This is a genomic window from Streptomyces yatensis (assembly GCF_018069625.1).
GTDB lineage: Bacteria > Actinomycetota > Actinomycetes > Streptomycetales > Streptomycetaceae > Streptomyces > Streptomyces yatensis.
On record NZ_CP072941.1, the window covers coordinates 114,359 to 130,346 of the forward strand.

The window sequence follows — 15,988 nt, forward strand, 5'->3', positions numbered from 1 at the left end:
CCTGAGCCGCACGCCCACAGGCCCTGGGTCATTGCGCGCTGCACATTCGGACACGCGGACACAGGGCCGCAGTCCTCATAAACCTGGTCAGCCGCAGCATCCTCGTCGAACCTGAGCCCGGCCTCTTCACCCTGCCGCGGTCTACTCGAACCGCCCTACAGCCCGCCCCAACCTAGGAGTCAACGACTCACAGTCGATGAGTCAGGGGCCGGGCTCGGCGAGGTCCTGGCGAAGCGCGGCGGCACCGAGGGTTTCGGGCAGCATGGCGTGCTCCGCACGGCAGTTGACAGCTCAAAGGCAGCACGTCAGAGTCCCGGCGTGAGCGAGACCAACGATCTTACGTCGGCCGAAGTGCGTGTATGGCGGGCCTTTCCCCGAGGCGAATCTGTGGACTTCCGCGCCGCCGAGAACGAGGATCCGGCGCTGGGCAACACCTGGGGCGCTGAGCGGACCGTACGGGCGAGTGTCCTGCGGGCGCTGCTGCTCAAGGCTCCGCAGGAGGAGGGGGATATCGCCGCGCTCAAGATTGCGGGGGCGCGGATCACCGGCCTACTAGACCTGAAGTACGCCACGATCGACGCCGCCATCCGGCTGAGTCACTGCCACTTCGACGGCGTTCCCGACCTGTACGGAGCCCAGCTGCGCCAGCTCAATCTGAGCAAGTCCGTTCTGCCGGGCCTGACCTCGGCGACCTTGCGGGTCGAGGGGGTGCTGCGGATGACGGACTGCCGTATGCGGGGGCCGGTGCGGCTCGGCGGGGCGCGGATCTCCGGGGCGCTGTTCATGGAGCGGGCGGAGTTCACGGCGCCGGACGACTCCGAGCCGGTGCTGCAGCTCAACCAGGCCGCGATCGGGGACGACTTGTGGGCGCCAGAGATGCGCGCGCACGGACAGGTACGGCTCACTGGCGCCTCCGTCACCGGGCGGATCAACGTTCAGGACGCCGAGTTCAACAAGCCCGATGGCACCGCGCTGGACGCCCAGAACCTCAACGTGGGAGCCCATATACGGGCGCGGTGCGTACGTGCGCAGGGCCGGGTCGAGCTCCGAGGCTCGCGTATATCGGGCCGTCTCGACCTGCTCCACGCCCACCTGTCGCATCCGGGCGACACGGCACTGCGGGCGAGCAGCTGTGTCATCGGTGAACTCTGGCTGCGCAGGGGCGACCGCATCGAGGGCGCCCTGAATCTGCGACGTTCTCACATAGAGATCCTGACCCTTGAACCGGAGATGCTGCCGGACCAGGTGTACCTCAGCAATCTCACCTACACCGTACTCACCCCGCACGAGCCAGCCGAGCGCCGCCTTCCGATGCTTGAGCGGGACGGCAACCGGTATGAGCCTCACGCCTACGAGCAGTTGACCGCGGCTTACCGCCACATGGGCGACGAGGACGCGGCACGGCTCGTCCAACTCGCCAAGCAGCGCCGTCGGCGCACCATGCTCACCTGGTACGGACGGCTGTGGGGGTACGTCCAGGACGCCACGGTCGGCTACGGCTTTCGTCCGTTGCGCGCGGCCGTCTGGCTGCTGTCCCTCATGACCATCGGATCGATCGCGTACGGCCTGGACCACCCACGCCCCATCAAGGCGGACGAGGCCCCCGACTTCAACCCCGTCTTCTACACCCTCGACCTGCTCCTGCCGATCATTAACTTCGGCCAGGAGCCAGCGTTCGCCCCCGACGGCTGGCACCAGTGGCTTTCATACGCCCTGATCATCACCGGCTGGATTCTGGCGACGACGATCGTCGCGGGCGTGACCCGTACAGTCAGCCGCCAATGACCCCTTCAAGACCCGCGAAAACCTCGCAGAACACCCTCTGAAAACCCTTGCCCGGCGCGTCGAAGAGCTGACCGCTGAGCATGAAGCCCTGGCCAAGGCCCTGGACATCGCGGTCACCGCCGGCCTGCGAGCCGCTCACGGAGTCGGCCCCGACACCGCCGCACAACTGCTGATCACGGCAGGCGGCAACCCCGAACGCATGCGGACCGAGGCCTCCTTCGCCGCCCTCTGCGGAGCCGCCCCGATCCCCGCCTCCAGCGGCAGAACCAACCGCCACCGCCTCTCCCGGGGCGGCGACCGGGCCGCCAACGCCGCCCTCTACCGCATCGCCCTGGTCCGCATGGGCAGCGACTCTCGCACCCGCGAGTACGCCGCACGCCAGACCGCCGCCGGACGCACGAAGAAAGTGATCATCCGGCTGTTGAAACGAGCCATCGCCCGCGAGGTCTTCCGCTGCCTGACCACCACGGTCAACGTTCCCGAGATCGCCGATCTGCGCCCCTGCGGCAGTCCAAGAACATCACCCTTACCGCCGCCGCACGACACCTCGGAGTCTGGCCGAACAGGATCTCCGACGTCGAACGCGGAACTCGCCGTCTCGACGACCTCGCCCACGCCTACCGCGACTGGCTCCAAACTGCTTGACCAGCAATAGGAGCATCAACGCGGGCTTGCCCAGGGAACCCCAGGGCAAGCCCTGACGTGCGCCGGCCCCGTCCCTTCCCCTTTTCTGCTGAGGGTGGGCCGGGGCGATCGTGTCGAGGGCCCGACACCGGTCGGGCCCGCGAGGAGGGAACGAAGCTAGAGCACGGCGACGGTGAACAGCCTGTCCGCGGGGCTGCCGCTGCTGTCGCTGGTCACGACCGTGATCGTGTCAGCGGCGTTGCCGCATTAGCCATGCGGTGCGCCGACGACGGTGATCTCGCCACGGAAGTTGTTCAGCGTGGCGACGATCGCCGCGCTGGCCAGGTCATCGCTGACGGGGGTCTGAAACCGTGACGCAGTAGACGCCCGCCATGGTCGTCCCGGTCCCCCGGATGACCGATGCGACGTTCTTGGATGCGAGGAGCGTGCCGTCGCGGTGTCCAGCCCAGAACCGACCAGTCGGCCCGGGCAAGCCCCTGTTGGGGGGAGGCTGCCCAGGGGCCACTTTCCACCGAAAAAGCGCAGATCGGTGACCGTTTCGAGGGTTGCGCCAATGAGCTTTTCCCAACCTCAGGTCGAGGCGTGACGAAGGGCGGGGTGGTCTTCACGATGGCGGTGACTCGGTTGGTGCTACAGCGGAGTTTCCGCGGGAGGCGCCAGCCCTTCAGGGCGGCCATGGCTTGCTCGCCTGGGCAACGGATTCTGGCGTGGGTGCTGTTGTGCCGACGTTGCCGCAGCTTGAGACGCCGGCCGCGGACGGGCGCCCGGGTGGTGCCGCCGGCGCCTTGATATACCTTGTCCGCCCAGCACTGTACCTCCGCCTCGCGGGGGGGCGTAGTCACCGGCAGCACCCATGTCGTGGCGAGCGCCCGGAACGGTGGGTGAGGCCGCCAGCAGCCGACCTGCCGCGTCGGCGATGCCTGCCACGCCGAGCCGGGCTCGTCGGATATGGCGGCGCCGACCCGGCTGAGAGCTACCGCGGAGCTGCGCACCGACCGGTGACCGGTCGGTGCGGGTCCGGTCTACCGGTTCGCGGCTTCGCGAGAGGCGATCCGGTTCGTGCGACCGACCGCGCGGCCCACGGCGTTGCGCACCGCGAGGCCCGGCCGGGTGCGGGGCACCATGAGCCTGGAGAGCAGACCGACGCGTCGCTGCCGCGGGCCTACCTCACGGCGGAGCCGCGACTCGTAGGCGGCGAAGGCGCGGGCGTGATCACCGGGATGGGCGGCGAGCTCTTCTGCGAGGGCGTACGCGCCCGCCATCGCCATGCTGGACCCGTCGCCCAGCAGGGCTGTCGCCGCCGCCGCGTCCCCGAGCAGTACGACCCGTCCGCGGGACCACGAGGGCATCCGGATGGTGGTCAGGGGGTCGAAGAACGGAGCCGGGTGGTCGAGAAACGCCGCCACGAGTTCCGGTGCCCGCCACCGCACGTCGGCGTAGGTGTCGGCCACGGTCTGCTTGTGAAGGGCGATGTTCTTGCGGTCGTGGGGGGCCAGCTGTGCGGCCCGGAAGGTGAAGATCGCGAGCGGAGTGGTCCGCGAGGGGTGGAGGACCAGCATCCGGTTCGGCGCGGTCAGCATCGTCATCTCGGTCGGGTCCTCGATGGCATCGGGTTCCAACGGGACGGTCGCGCCGTACAGGCCCAGGTCGCCCGCGAACTGCCGCTCGGGTCCGAATACCAGGCGCCGTACGGTGGAGTGCATCCCGTCGGCACCGACTATCAAGTCGAAGCGCCGTGGCGCGGACCGCCGGAAAGTGACGTCCACCCCGCCTTCGTCCTGGTCGAGAGCGGTGACCGTGTCGTCGAACAAGAACTCGGCCTCGGTCTGCGCCGACCGGTGGAGCACCTCGGACAGGTCGGCTCGGGTCACCTCGACCGTCGGAGCCTTGTCCGAGGTGAGCGGGAGTCGCAGGATCCGCCTGCCGCCGGGGTCGAGCAGGGTCAGTGACCGATTGCGGGTGGCGAGCCCGCGGAGCTGCGGAAGGATGCCCATGCGGTCGGCGACCGGGATCGCGGGCCCCTTCACGACGATCGCGCTGCCACCGGAGCGCAGCTGCCGGGCATGCTCGACGACCGTCGGCCGGTATCCATTCTGGGAGAGCCAGTATGCGAGTGCGGGCCCTGCGATTCCGGCACCGACTATCAGCACCTCGGGCTTCTTCATGACGATGACCTCACGGAGTCTCGATGACCAGGTCCCCGGCGAGTGCCGGGCCGGGTCTCAGGGGGCGGCGGCACCGGGCAGCGCAATCGGGTCAAGGTACGATCAATTTCGTACCTCAGTGGAGCACACCCTTGAGGTACGATGCAAGTCGTACCTGAAGGGAGTGCCGCGTGGCCGGGATGAACCTGGTCGGCCCCAAGGCCGATGCGCTCGATCTGGGTGCGGTATTTCGCGCCCTCGCCGACGAGCACCGTCGTTCGGTGATGACGGAATTGGCCGCCGACCGCAGCGACAGCGAGCGGGGCTGCAACTCGTTCAATCTTCCGATCTCGAAGCAGACCCAGACCCACCACTTCCGGGTCCTGCGCGAGGCAGGTCTCATTGACGAGATCGACTACGGCAACCGCAAGGGCATCCGACTACGCCGCGCGGACATCGAGAAGAGATTCCCCGGACTGCTCACGCTCCTGGGCACAGAGTCCCCGGGCGGCACTGCTCCTCGCTGAACACAGCCGAGCACACCGGAAGGAGTCCGAGTCGGCCCTGAGCCGCGAGCTCGACCGGACCCAGCTCGCGCCCGGCTCGCAGGCAGCCGAGCACGACGCGGACACGAATGCATCGGTGGCACTTCGACCACCGCCCCGCGCTCGTGATCGGCGCCGAGCTCTTCCGCACGCTCCCTCACGCCAACACCCACTGAGGTTTCCTCAACCTGCGTGCGGAGCAGGGCCACTGGGGGTGAGGGCGGGGTCCGGGCGTGGAGAAGCTCCTGTTGGACGGGTGCGTGTCGAGTCCGAGCCGTCCCGCCAAGAGCTTTCCGCATGCTTGTCTAGCCAGCCGGGGTCGATCTGTCCACCTTCGCTCTGCGCTGCCTCGCCCGTGAGTTGACCGCACGTCGTCTTGCGCATGGGACACGATGACGCCTGCCGGCCGCCGGACGGCAGGCGCTGCTCGTGCCGGCTCATCTACGATGCGGCCATACCTACGCCCAGCTCGCCACCGGATTCGGTGTGGGCACCACCACCGTCTACCGGTACATCGCCGAGGCCGTCGACATCCTGGCCGCTCTGGCTCCAACCCTCGCCGAGGCGGTGAGGACAGCCTCCGGCAAGGCGTCCGCGATCCTATACGGCACGTTGCTGCCGATCGACCGGATCGCCGCCGACCGACCCTTCTACTCCGGGAAACATAAGAAGCACGGCATGAACGTGCAGGTGATCGCCGACCCGGCGGGACGGTTGCTGTGGGCCTCGCCCGCGCTGCCGGGACCTGTCCACGACATCAAGGCCGCGCGAACCCACGGCATCATCGGTGCCCTGGCGGGGGCCGGGGTGGAATGCTGGGCCGACAAGGGCTACCGGGGCGCCGCCGACACCGTGCGAGTTCCCTACTGAAGACGCCGGGAGACTCTCTCCCCTGGTCAGCGGGCCGTCAACTGCTCACACGCGAAGATCGAGTACGAGGCGTTCCACAACGAGCACAGACCTCACCGCACTCTCGCAGGCGCCGCGCCACTCCGCCCCCTACTCGAACCGATCACCGCCCCCGACCAGTTCGCCCATCTCCATGTCCATCGACGCGATCGCCTCGGCGGCCTCCTGTACGAGTACCGACATGCTACCGACATGCTGCGTGACCAGCACGGACGTAGTTCTTACAGCCGCCCGGGGCGCCGTGATGGGGCCCCACACGGTCTCCGGCACCGGTGCCCCCCAACGCCGTCGCCCGCGTCACCGCCGGCAGTCTGCCGGCGGTGACGCGGGCACACACCAGAATCGACAGTTATGTGAGGTACACCCCGATTGTGGGTAAAAGCACCTCGTGACCACCAAACCGTGGCGCCCGGTCACACTCACGCCGGCCGTACTCGCCCCTCTGACGGCGGCACTCCTCACGGCCGGGGGTACCGCTCACGCTGAAACCAGCGTGAACAAGATCGCCCACGCGCTGCGGAGCAGTCTCGTCTACGCGGATCGCGCGTCCGGCGCACTGAGCGTCGGGCAGGCGCGCGAGCTGGCAAACAGCATCCGCGACACGGGCGTGCCGATCAACGTCGCTGTCCTGCCGGCCGACCCCGCGTATGGAGGAGAGCGCATCTTCGACCGGCTGCGTGCCGCCGTCGACCGGCCGGGCGGGTACACGGTGGCGCTCGGCTCATCGTTCGGCGCGGCCTCCGACGCCCCGGCACTGCCAGGGCACGTCTCGCAGGCACTGGCGCAACAGAACCTTCACCGGCACCACGGTGAGCTTCGGGCGTTCCTGGACGGGTTCGTGGCCGATGTGGCGGCGCGGACCGGCGGCGGGGGCGACCACGGAGTCGAGGGCGACCGTGGCTCCAGCGGCCTGTCAGTAGGTGGCGCGGGTGGTGTTCCTGGCCGTCCTGGCCGCGCTCGGCGGAGGCGGCCTGTACCTGACGCGGCGCGGCCACAAGCACCGCCGGGAGCGGGAGCCGGCCGACCTCGAGCAGGTACGCGGCGCGGTCGAAGAGGACTCCTGCGGCACGGCCCGTCGATCCGGGACGTCGAATGGGCACCAGAGGGCGGCAGCCGGCGGACGATCCCGGCATGCGCCGCGGACGCCACGCGCATCGACGACGGCCGAGAACCGGACGCCCGCACCGTCTCCGTCGGCGGCGACGCCGTTCACTACGGAGATGGCTACGACGACGGGGGCGACTTCGGAGGCGGCTTCGGTGACGGAGGGGCTTCGGAGGCGGCTTCGGTGACGGAGGTTAGGCGGACCTTGCGAGGTCGAACCGCGGACGACGGCGAGACGGGCGTGGACCGCAACCTTTCGTTTCACACATAGGTTCTCAAGGCAAGGAGAGCGACATGCTGCTCATAGGGCTCATCATCCTGGCCGCGGCGGCTGTCATCGGCGTGGTAGGCGTGCTGGGCAACCTCGACGGTGGGCACGCGCTCACCCAGGGCTTCTCTGTGTTCGGTTTCAACGGCGCCGACTACACCGGAACGGTGTTTCTCTCCGGGATCGTGATCGGGGCCGCCGCCCTGCTCGGGCTGAGCCTGATGATGGCCGCCGTGCGCCGCAGGCACGCCGCGCGCCAAGGGCTCACACGGCACCGCCGGGAGGCCGCGCCGGTCAACCGGGAGCGCGATGAGGTCGCTGGCAGACACGAGCCCGCGGACGACGAGTCCGCCCGCGGCACTCGGCGTCATGGCCGACCGCATCTATTCGGGCACCGCACCGCCCAACGATAGGAAGGCACTGACTCATGAATGTCGGGAAGAAGATGGCCCACACGGCCGAAGCGGTCCGAGGCAGCGCCAAAAAGGCGCTCGGCCAGGTCACCGGTAACCGCCGCATGCAGGCGGAAGGGCGCGGCGGCAAGGTGAAGGGCAACACCAAGCAGTCCGGTTCGAAGATCAAGGACGCCTTCCGGCACTGATCCGCGGTAGACGATCACAGGACGCGGCTGGGGGTGGCAACCTTTTCGGGGCCGTGACGACGTTAAGGACTGGGATCAAAATGAGGTTAGTCTGCGTCTGGAATGACGGTTATCAGTCTTCGCCAAGGGCCTGCCGGGTGGGGATGAGGGGCGACCGCGTCGCCTGAGCCGCCCTCGCCTGTGAGATGTGCCTCGGCGGCCTTCTGCGCCTTGCAGAAGGCCGCGAGCAGGCGATTCCTGTCACTGGCGCGGGTCGCGAGCACGACGTGACTCGGGTCGACGCCTTCCAGCGGGCCGGTGGTCAGGCCCGGGCGCAGATGGTCGACGTGACCGGGGCAGACGGCCATGGCCCGCCCGGCGGCGATGATCTCGTAGGACATGGCCCCAGCGCGCCCGCAGATCCCGCCAGGCCGCCTACGACCTACAGCGGCGCCTGGCCGCCTTCGACATCACCGTCGTGCGGCCGTCTTGCGAAGCATCATGCCGGGGCGGTGCGCGGTGAAGGCACCATCGCGCAGTACGGGGCGGCCGTTGACGAGAACGTGGCGGGTGCCCTCGGCGTAGGAGAGCGGTGCGTCGTATGTGGCGGTGTCGCTGACCGTCTCGGGATCGAAGACGGTGAGGTCGGCGACCATGCCTTCGCTCACGGTGCCCCGGTCGGTGAGGCCCAGGCGGGCTGCGGGCAGTGCGCTCATCTTGCGGACGGCGTCCTGGAGGGTGAGGATCTGGCGGTCGCGGGTGTACCGGGCGAGGACCCGGGCGAACGTGCCGAAGTGACGGGGATGGGGGTGGCCGTCGGTGGCCGTGTCCAGTTCCCAGCCGTCACTGACGACTGCGCTCAGGGGATGGCGCAGCACCGTGTCCACATCCGCTTCGGACATGGCGTGGTTGACGATCCAGACCTGAGCCTGGTGGGCGCTCAGAACGTCGAGGGATGCCTCGGCTGGGTCGCGGCCGGTGGCGACGGCGATGTCCTGGACCGTGCCTCCCACCCATGAGGAGTAGCGGCCCGGTGGCATCGCGGCGATGACGGTGCCTTCGGGCAGGAAGGTGTGTCCGGTCTTCGCCCGGAGTTCCGCGGCGATCGCCTCGCGGGTCTTCGGCTTGTCCAGTCGGGCGAGGAGCGCGTCGAGTCCGCCGTCCAGCGCCCAGTCGGGAAGGCGGGAGGTGAGTCGCGTAGAGGATGCGGCGTAGGGGTAGACGTCGCACGCCACGTCCAGTCCTTCCGCGGCGGCGGACTCGATGAGGGCCAGCGCCTCGTGCACCTTGCCGTGGTTGGCGGGGCCCATCGCCTTGAGGTGCGAGACCTGGAGGCGCACGCCGCTGCGCCGGGCGGTGTCCAGGGCTTCGGTCACGGCTTCGACGAGATGGTCGCCCTCGTCGCGGATATGGGTGCTGTAGAGCAGCCCGGCCCGCCGGGCCTCGGTGGCCAGGGACACGACCTCGTCCGTACCGGCGAACGATCCGGGGGCATAGATGAGCCCGGTGGACAGGCCGAACACTCCCTGTTCGGCGGCTCGGGCGAGGAGTTCACACATGTGGGCGGTCTCGTCGGCCGTCGCGGGGCGCAGTTCTGTGCCGACCGCGGCGATGCGGAGGGCCGAGTGGCCGACGAGGGCGGCGAGATTGACGCACGGTTCGGCTTGCTCCACTGCATGGGCGAAGCCGTCGAAGTCTTCCCAGGGCATCTCGGCGCTGCTGCTGCCGCCGCGGGCGAGCGTAGTGTCCAGCGCGTGGCGCCGTTCCGGGGTGATGGGGAAGGGGGAACTGCCGCAGTTGCCCGTGACGATGGTGGTGACGCCTTGTCTGATGCACGCTTCGGCGCTGGGGGCGTCGCGCACGGTGAAGTCGGCGTGCGAGTGCAGGTCGATGAAGCCGGGCGCGAGGACGTGGCCGGTGCAGTCGAGCACCTCCCGTGCGGTGGCGTTGGGCACGGCCCGGCCGAGGAGGACGATCCGGTCGCCGCGAATGCCGACATCGGCCCGCCGGGCGGGGCCGCCGGTGCCGTCGATGACGGTGCCGCCGACGGCGAGTACATCGAATTCGTACAACTTTCTTCCTTAGCGGTGGAATGCGGTGCGGGTACCTGGGAGTCCAGCCGGTCAGAGGAGCAGGGCGAGGATGAGGGCGTACATTGCCGCTGCCGGGATGAGGAGCGTCCAGCCCACCGTGAGCAGCGTCCTCAGCCGGGTGCCTTCGGCGAAGCCGAGAGCGGCCATCATGTTCGCGTTGGGGTAGGGGCCGTAGGTGTCGGCCTTCGATCCCCACAGGTAGGTCACCGCCCAGGCGGCGGGCGTGAGGCCGATGCTGGTGCCGAGCGGTCCGAAGACCTTGTTGAGCAACACCACGTGCGCGGCAGTGGCCCCCGGGACGCCGAGCCAGCCCAGGAGCGCCACGGCGATCGCGAAGGGCAGCGGGGCCAGGCCGTGCAGCTGGGGGCCGAAGCGGTCCAGGAGAACGTCGTAGGGCTGGAGTTCGTTGACCGCCAGGAAGAACGCGGCGAGCATCCAGAACAGCAGGAACGTCTCGACCATGCGTGCCGCGCCCCGGCAGAACGCGTCGATGGTGTCCTTGACGGACAGTCCACCTGCGGCGGCGGTGAGCGCGGCCATGGTGGGCAGGGCAAGCAGCGGGAACGCGGTCCCGGACTTACTGGCGGTGGCATACCCGACGGAGACCCCGAGCCCCACCGCGAACGCCCAGGTGGCGCGCACACCACGGGCTCCGGACGGCTCGTCGCCCGCGCCCGTGTCGATGTCTTCGTAGAAGTCGTCGGCGGCGGCCGCGGAGCGGCGCTGGACGCGTGGGACGACGACGAGCGAGAGGGCCAGGGACAGGACGGCGAGCGGGCCCGCGCCGACGAGTACGTACGTGCCGTAGTCCAGGCCGGAGGCGTCGAGGATGGCGATGTTGGATCCGGCGAAGGGTGCGAGGGCCAGCCCCGCGCAGCCGCCGAGGAACATGACGGTCGCGGTCGTGGAGCGGGTGAGACCCGCGCGGGCCATCACGGGGACGACGATCGGGGCCGCGATGGCCAGCGCTCCGGCGAGGGTGCCCAGGGCGAATGTGAGGACCAGACAGGACATCATCACGCCGATGTGAAGGGCGAGTTGGCTGTCCCGGCGGGCCATGCGCAGGATCCCGTGGACCAGGATGCCGGCCGCGCCGGTCTGCCGCAGCACCTCGCCCAGACCGGCGCCGAGCAGGCAGATGAGCCCGATGAGGGTGACGGTATCGCCGAGCGAGGTGCCGAGGAGGGTGCCGACGTCGGTGGGTGAACGGTGGACGAGGAGGATCGCGGCCAGCAGGGAGACCACGGTGGCCAGCAGCAGGTTCATGCCGCATAGCGAGAGCACCGCGTACATGCCGATCGGGAGCAGGCCCCAGATCGTCGGCGCGTGGATGACGAAGCCGAGTATCAGCGCGGCGGTCAGTCCCGCGACGGCGATGGCGTAGGGCGCGGCGGCCTTGACCGCGGGCATACGGCGGACGGCCGTCGTGGGCTCTTCGGTCAGTGCCATGTCAGTCTCCTGTCGGTACGAGCCGCGCGTGGGCCGCGTCGCTGTCCGACTCGCTGAAGTCGCTGAAGAGGAGCGCGTCCGCCTGGTCGACGCCGCTTTCGGCCAGGATCTCGGCGAGGGTCTGCTCCCGTCGGACCGTGGCGAACCGCAGCTCCGGTCCGTGTGTGGTGAAGCCGTGCACGGCGGGCCGGGCGAGGCTGTTGTACGACCAGGGGGTGGAGAAGTAGTAGCCGCCGGTGTCCAGCAGCACCACGATGTCGCCGGGTGCCAACTCGGGCAACCTGCGTTCGCGGGCGACGAGGTCGCCCGCGAAGCAGCACGGGCCCGCGACGTCCTGAACGCGCTCGGGAGCGTGCTTGGGCCGGCCGTCGCGGTCGTACACGGCGATCCGCAGCGGCCACGCATCCGGCATGAAGACGGTGCGGGTGGCGATGTGCGCGCCCGCGTGCGTCAGTGCGATACGGCGGCCACCGGTGTCCTTGGTGTACTCCACGACCGCGGCCGTGAAGCCGTTCTTGGCGACCAGAGAACGGCCGAACTCGGTGACCAGGTCGTAGCGTCCGGTGAGGAGTCCGGGAACCGCGGCGCGCAGCTGCCGGACGTAAGTCTCGTACGTCGGGCGGATCTCGTCGTCGTCGAAGTTGACCGGCAGGCCGCCGCCGATGTCCAAACTGGTCACCTGCTGCCGTCCCGCCGCCGCGTTGATTTCCTCGGCGAGTTCGAACGTGGCGCGCACCCCTTCGCCGATCAGGTCCAGGGAGCATCCCTGCGAACCGACATGTACGTGCAGCCGGGTCAGCCAGGGTCGCTCGGCAAACGTGTCGAGGACGCGCTGCCGTGCCCCGGGATCCCGCAGTGGCACGCCGAACTTCGAACTGGGCGAGGCGGTGCTCATCGCGTCGATGGCTCCGGCGCCGACCTGCGGGTTGATCCTCAGCCCGAGCACCGAACTGCTCTCGTGCACCGCGAGCAGTTCACCGATGCGGTCCACCTCGGCGAAGTTGTCGGCGTTCACCGCCACTCCCAGAGCGAGCGCGTGGGCCAGTTCTGCGGGGGTCTTCGCCGGTGAGTCCAGCACGATGCGTTCCGGCGGGAAGCCGGCAGCGACGGCCTGGGCCAGCTCGCCGGGGCTGGCGACCTCGCACCCCATGCCGGACCGGGCGAGCAGCCGCAGCACGGGGACCAGTGACGCGGCCTTGGCCGCGAACGTGTGCAGTACCGGCGCGTCGCCGAAGGCCCGGTGCAGGTCGCGCACGGACTCCTGGATCCCGTCCGCGTCGACGAACCCTGACACCACCTGGGCCGGGCCGACCATACCGGACCGTACCGCCTCGCGGACGACCCGGTCGCGCCGCTGCCGGCCTGCGCCGTCGTCCTGGTCGGCTCTGGCAATCCTCACGATCTGTGACCTCCTCGATTACACCAAGCGTGTACGGGCCACCAGAATCGGCAGACCGCGCGCAGCGGCCGCCGATACGCAGTATTCCGTTACGACAGCCGGGTAAATCGGCACTGTCCATCACACGCACACCGTGATAAGCAGAGGCATGCCGCACGAATCCGTCGACGAGAAGGATCTGGAGCTGATCAACGCGCTCCAGCTCACTCCTCGCGCCTCCTGGGCCCAGCTGGGCCGGGCCCTCGCGCTCGACCCCGTGACAGTGGCTCGTCGTTGGCAGCGGCTGACCGAAGCCGGGCTGGCGTGGGTCACCTGTGTGGTCGGCCCCTCCCTGCACGGCGAGTTCTGCATGGCGTACATCGAGATCGAGTGTGTGCCGGACCGGTTGGACGACACGGCCACCGCGTTGAGTGCCGAGCCCCAGGTGCGCTACGTCCACCACCTCACAGGCTTGTACGGGCTGCTGGCCGTGGCGGCGTTGCGCACACCCGCGGAGGTGTCGGGCTACCTGCGCGGCTTGGTCGGGCGGCTGCCCGGTGTCCGGGCGTACCGGGCCGAGATGCGGACCGTGGGCTACAGCGAGCCGAGCCGGTGGCGGCTGCGCAGCCTTGAACGGTCGCAGCAACGCGCGCTGGAAGCGGGCCGCACACCGTCCGCGACGGTGGGCGGTGCTCGGGTGGACGCCGTGGACCGGGAGCTGTACCGCCTGCTGCACGAGGACGGCCGTATGTCCTACGCCGAGCTCACCGAACGCGCCGGGATCAGCGAGCCCACGGCGCGCCGCCGTGTGAAGCGCCTGCTGGCCCACCGGTTGCTCCGGCTGCGTTGTGAGATGGCACAGTCCCTGTCGGGCTGGCCGGACTCGGCCGTCCTGTGGGCGAGCGTGGCACCGCAGCACCTGGAAGCCACGGCGCGCTCGCTCACCGCCCTCCCTGACGTACGCCTGTGCTGTGCCCTCACGGGAGAGCGGAACCTCCTGCTGATGGTCTGGCTACGGTCGCTCGGAGATCTGCCGCGGCTGGAGGCGACGATCACTGAGCGCTCTCGTCACCTCACCATCGTGGATCGGGCCGCCTGCCTGCACACCGTGAAACAGATGGGCCGGCTACTCGACAGCGAGGGACGCAGTATCGGGCATGTGCCACCCGATGTGGAGGTGTTCTCGAACATCTGAGGCGATCATCCGGCAGTGGGCGGAATCCCGGTACCGGGCTGGGGGCGCAGGCGGAGGCATGCGCTCCGGCTTCGGTTCGACGGCCAGGGCGATGCATCTGGATCACGCGGCCGACGCCGGACACCGCCACCGCTGGGCCGGCTACACGCTCACGCACAGTTCTCCGGCGATGACCGTGTTCTTCCCACTTCGAGCGAGTAGCCGAAGTGGGCGATCGCCGAGGTGACCAGCCTGCTCGCGTCTGGGAACGCCTGCCGTTGGCACCCGGCCGCAGCTGTTCCTCCAAGGCAGCCGGGGCCCTGCGCCTGCCGAAAAACCCATCCGGCCTGGTGGGAGGCGGGTGTACGGGAGGTCGACCGGCGCAGTCGCCCGGGCGGGCACTCTCGCGAGGCTGGTGCTCACCGCGGCAAGATGATCGACCGTGCTGCTGCGACTGCCCACTTGGGCGTGACGCATGCGTTCGCCATGCTGCGCCTGCTACCAATGGGCGATCGAGACAAGACTGTCGAGATACTCGCCTTGCGCCACCAGATCATGGTGATGGAGCGCCAACTCGGTAAGGACCGGGTGCGGTTCGCCCCGACCGATCGGGCATTTCTGGCGGCGCTGCTGCACCGGCTTCCCATGGACGTGCTCCGCAGGGTGCGGCTGCTGGTACGTCCGGACACGGTGCTGCGCTGGCACCGCGACCTTCTCGCCCGCCGCCATGCTGCCGCCTCCCGGCCCAGGCGCTCGGGACGGCCTCGGACCGTGCACTCCGTGCGGGCCCTTCACGCCCAGGACGAGCAGTTCACCGTGCAGATGGCCGCGTCCACCGTCTGGGAGATCCTGCAAGAGGCCGGCGTCAATCCAGCACCCGAGCGGTCCTCCAGCACCTGGGCGGACTTCCTGCGCTCCCAGGCCGACGCCGTGCTGCCTGTGACTTCTTCGAAACGGTCACCTTGTCCGGGGCTCGGATGTAGGAGTTTCGTTCCACCACGCGTCCAGACGGATCAGGTTGACAGCCGCTGCGGTGAGCACGTGCGCGAGATGTGTCTTACTGATCGTTTCAGAATGAGGTTCGCAGGCGGCGGAGGCATATGAGGCCGCAGGCCAGCTCGAGCAGGCCCTGGTGGAGATCAGCGCGTCGCTCGTAGCGGATGCGGAGTCGCTTGAACTGGTGCAACCAGGCGAAGGCGCGCTCGACCACCCAACGCACCCTGCCCAGTCCTGAGCCGTGGGCGACACCGCGTCGGGCGATCAACGGCTTGACGCCGCGCTTCCAGAGCAGGCGGCGGTACTTGTCGAAGTCGTTGCCCCGATCGGCGTACAGGCGCCGCGGCTTGCGGCGGGGGCGTCCCCGCAGGCCCCGGATCGGTGGGACCGCGTCCAGCAGCGGCAGAAGCTGGGTGATGTCATGCCGGTTGCCGCCGGTGAGCGTGACGGCGAGCGGGGTCCCGTGGCGGTCGACGATCACATGGTGTTTCGAGCCGGGGCGGGCCCGGTCGACGGGCGAGGGGCCGACGTGATCCCCCCTTTGAGGGCCCGGACGTGCGAGCCGTCCACGGCGCAGTCGTCCAGGTCCAAGAGGTCGTTGCGGCGCAACTCGCTGAGCAGGGCGGCGGGCAGACGAGGCCATACACCGGCTTCGGTCCAGTCCCGCAGCCGACGCCAGGCCGTCACCCCGGAGCAGCCCACCGTCTCCGCGGGGACATCGCGCCAGGCGACACCGGTCCGCAGCACGTACAGGATGCCGGCGAGTGCCGCCCGGTCCGCAACCCGCAACCGTCCGGGGTAGCGGTGGCGTCGCTCGGGAGCGGGCAGCAGCAGCGGAGCAACCCGCTCCCACAGGTCGTCAGGAACAAGATCAGCACGCACCCCGGACACACTGCCCGACCAAGATCGACGAGCGCC

Annotated in this window: 13 protein-coding genes and 3 pseudogenes; 9 read left to right on the forward strand and 7 right to left on the reverse strand. The window is 69.4% G+C overall.

Annotated elements, in window-relative coordinates; genetic code table 11:
- The first annotated feature begins 318 nt into the window (after positions 1-318).
- On the forward strand, positions 319-1,785 hold the full coding sequence (locus J8403_RS00490) for a membrane-associated oxidoreductase (protein WP_211121307.1): 1,467 nt from the start codon (positions 319-321) through the stop codon (positions 1,783-1,785).
- On the opposite strand, the gene J8403_RS43315 is transcribed toward J8403_RS00490, so the two are convergent.
- On the reverse strand, positions 1,772-1,924 hold the full coding sequence (locus J8403_RS43315; RefSeq protein WP_246585613.1) for a hypothetical protein: 153 nt from the start codon (positions 1,922-1,924) through the stop codon (positions 1,772-1,774). The two genes, J8403_RS00490 and J8403_RS43315, sit on opposite strands and share 14 nt — an antisense overlap.
- Positions 1,925-1,939: 15 nt before the next feature.
- Between J8403_RS43315 and J8403_RS44660 the strand changes: the two are divergent.
- Positions 1,940-2,245 (forward strand): annotated as a pseudogene (locus J8403_RS44660) (transposase); the annotation flags it as partial.
- Between the two features lie 1,207 nt (positions 2,246-3,452).
- Here J8403_RS44660 and J8403_RS00500 read toward each other — a convergent pair.
- Positions 3,453-4,595: an FAD-dependent monooxygenase gene (locus J8403_RS00500; RefSeq protein ID WP_211121308.1), complete on the reverse strand. Its 1,143-nt coding sequence runs from the start codon at positions 4,593-4,595 to the stop codon at positions 3,453-3,455.
- Between the two features lie 170 nt (positions 4,596-4,765).
- Here J8403_RS00500 and J8403_RS00505 point away from each other — a divergent pair, with 170 nt between their 5' ends.
- From J8403_RS00505 to J8403_RS00525, 5 genes and pseudogenes are all read left to right on the forward strand, one after another.
- Entirely contained in the window at positions 4,766-5,101 is a 336-nt protein-coding gene (locus J8403_RS00505; protein WP_211121309.1) for an ArsR/SmtB family transcription factor, read from the forward strand.
- Positions 5,102-5,443: 342 nt separating this feature from the next.
- Positions 5,444-6,049: pseudogene (locus tag J8403_RS00510) on the forward strand (transposase family protein); the annotation flags it as partial.
- Between the two features lie 472 nt (positions 6,050-6,521).
- Entirely contained in the window at positions 6,522-7,403 is an 882-nt protein-coding gene (locus J8403_RS00515) for a hypothetical protein (protein ID WP_211121310.1), read from the forward strand.
- 23 nt (positions 7,404-7,426) lie between these two features.
- Positions 7,427-7,813 carry a hypothetical protein gene (locus J8403_RS00520; protein ID WP_211121311.1) on the forward strand — a complete coding sequence of 129 codons (387 nt, stop codon included), beginning with the start codon at positions 7,427-7,429 and terminating at the stop codon, positions 7,811-7,813.
- 14 nt (positions 7,814-7,827) lie between these two features.
- Entirely contained in the window at positions 7,828-8,001 is a 174-nt protein-coding gene (locus tag J8403_RS00525) for a CsbD family protein (RefSeq protein WP_211121312.1), read from the forward strand.
- An 86-nt stretch (positions 8,002-8,087) separates the two neighbouring features.
- Here J8403_RS00525 and J8403_RS00530 read toward each other — a convergent pair whose 3' ends face one another.
- The 4 genes from J8403_RS00530 to J8403_RS00545 form a co-directional block, all read right to left on the reverse strand.
- The gene (locus J8403_RS00530; RefSeq protein WP_211121313.1) at positions 8,088-8,381 is read right to left on the reverse strand and encodes a hypothetical protein; all 294 of its coding nucleotides are present in this window, start codon (positions 8,379-8,381) and stop codon (positions 8,088-8,090) included.
- Between the two features lie 69 nt (positions 8,382-8,450).
- Positions 8,451-10,052: an N-acyl-D-amino-acid deacylase family protein gene (locus tag J8403_RS00535; RefSeq protein ID WP_211121314.1), complete on the reverse strand. Its 1,602-nt coding sequence runs from the start codon at positions 10,050-10,052 to the stop codon at positions 8,451-8,453.
- A gap of 51 nt (positions 10,053-10,103) precedes the next feature.
- Positions 10,104-11,522, reverse strand: a complete 1,419-nt coding sequence (locus J8403_RS00540) for a Na+/H+ antiporter NhaC family protein (protein WP_211121315.1) — start codon at positions 11,520-11,522, stop codon at positions 10,104-10,106.
- Position 11,523: 1 nt separating this feature from the next.
- Positions 11,524-12,921, reverse strand: coding sequence for a type III PLP-dependent enzyme domain-containing protein (locus J8403_RS00545; protein WP_211121316.1), 1,398 nt, complete (start codon positions 12,919-12,921; stop codon positions 11,524-11,526).
- A 148-nt stretch (positions 12,922-13,069) separates the two neighbouring features.
- On the opposite strand from J8403_RS00545, the gene J8403_RS00550 reads away from it, so the two are divergent.
- Positions 13,070-14,095 carry an Lrp/AsnC family transcriptional regulator gene (locus J8403_RS00550; RefSeq protein WP_211121317.1) on the forward strand — a complete coding sequence of 342 codons (1,026 nt, stop codon included), beginning with the start codon at positions 13,070-13,072 and terminating at the stop codon, positions 14,093-14,095.
- A 411-nt stretch (positions 14,096-14,506) separates the two neighbouring features.
- Positions 14,507-15,054, forward strand: a pseudogene (locus tag J8403_RS00555) (integrase); the annotation flags it as partial.
- Between the two features lie 89 nt (positions 15,055-15,143).
- Here J8403_RS00555 and J8403_RS00560 read toward each other — a convergent pair.
- A protein-coding gene (locus J8403_RS00560; protein ID WP_211121318.1) for an IS5 family transposase occupies positions 15,144-15,952 on the reverse strand; the annotation gives its coding sequence in 2 pieces (ribosomal slippage) (positions 15,144-15,613 and positions 15,613-15,952; 810 coding nt in all).
- Between the last annotated feature and the right edge of the window lie 36 nt (positions 15,953-15,988).

Coding starts and splice junctions, on each gene's coding strand:
- J8403_RS00500 (WP_211121308.1), bottom strand. CDS start 4,595: ATGAAGAAGCCCGAGGTGCTGATAGTCGGTGCCGGAATCGCAGGGCCC.
- J8403_RS00520 (WP_211121311.1), top strand. CDS start 7,427: ATGCTGCTCATAGGGCTCATCATCCTGGCCGCGGCGGCTGTCATCGGC.
- J8403_RS00525 (WP_211121312.1), top strand. CDS start 7,828: ATGAATGTCGGGAAGAAGATGGCCCACACGGCCGAAGCGGTCCGAGGC.
- J8403_RS00530 (WP_211121313.1), bottom strand. CDS start 8,381: ATGTCCTACGAGATCATCGCCGCCGGGCGGGCCATGGCCGTCTGCCCC.
- J8403_RS00540 (WP_211121315.1), bottom strand. CDS start 11,522: ATGGCACTGACCGAAGAGCCCACGACGGCCGTCCGCCGTATGCCCGCG.
- J8403_RS00550 (WP_211121317.1), top strand. CDS start 13,070: ATGCCGCACGAATCCGTCGACGAGAAGGATCTGGAGCTGATCAACGCG.